Source organism: Micromonospora sp. NPDC047620, assembly GCF_043205005.1.
GTDB lineage: Bacteria > Actinomycetota > Actinomycetes > Mycobacteriales > Micromonosporaceae > Micromonospora.
Genome location: NZ_JBIDDG010000213.1, coordinates 1 through 1,019, shown reverse-complemented (window position 1 = coordinate 1,019; position 1,019 = coordinate 1). Strand labels below are relative to the sequence as shown.

The 1,019-nt window shown below is 68.7% G+C and carries 1 protein-coding gene; it reads right to left on the bottom strand.

The features are described 5' to 3' along the window. The coding region (locus tag ACGF5C_RS35350; RefSeq protein WP_393308849.1) for a condensation domain-containing protein at window positions 1–1,019 on the bottom strand (1,019 nt) is incomplete at both ends.

Here is a 1,019-nt window from a genome sequence, read left to right as displayed (position 1 = left end):
ACCCGCCGCTCGAACAGATCGACCAGCGTGGTGGGCGCGACGGGGACGAGTTCACCGTGGGACTGCTCCAGAATGTCCGCGCGGTCGCGGACTCCGAAAATGTCCAGCTCGCCGATGCGACGCTCGGGTTCGGCGGTCGCCACGGTGAGCACGCGTACATAGTGGGTGAGGAACTGCTCCAGGATACGGGCATCGAATTCGTCTTCCTGATAGACGATTTCGACGCGCTCGGGCACATCGCCGGCGGTGATCACGGTGAGCGACAGCGGCATCCGGGTCGTCGGGCTGCCGACATCGACCGCCGTGGCCGCGATGCCGTCCAGGGTAAACGACGCGGTCCGGCGGATCCCGAATTCGATGCGGGCCACCTGCTCCAGCCCGTCGCGCCCACTGCCGCGCTCGGGGTTGAGGTCGGCGATCACCTGATCGATCGGCGTGCCGCGGTGCCCGAAAGCCGTTGCCGCACGGTCGTTCACCGCACGCAGACAATCGAGGAAGCCGTCCGCGGGGTCGACCGTCGTACGCAGCAGCAGCGTATTGCCGAAGTATCCGATACCGGTGTCGTCGGCGCTCCGCACGGTGGCCGGTACGCAGACCAGGAAATCCGTTGCGGCGGTGTAGCGGTGGATCAGCGCGTCGAAGGCGGCGAGGAGCACCGTGAACGGTGTGGCGCCCTCCCGTTGGGCGAACTCCGTCACCCGCGCGGCCACGTCGGCCGGCAATTCGGCGCGGATCCGGGCGGTGCGCAGCGAGGGCACGGACACGGCGACGCGGCCCGGCAATTCCAACGGCTGCGGCAAGGGCGAGAGCGCGTTTCGCCAATAGCTGCGACCGACCTCGGTCGCCGGCGCGGGGGCGCCACTGCCTTCGGCATCACGAAGGCTGCGCACACGGTCGTCTCCGCGACTCGCCGGTGCGGCCGGAACCGTCGCCGCGTCGTAGCGCGCACCGACCTCGTCGAAGAAGATCTGCCAGGAGTCCTCGTCCCACGCGATCGTATGGACCACGAGAGTGAGGAG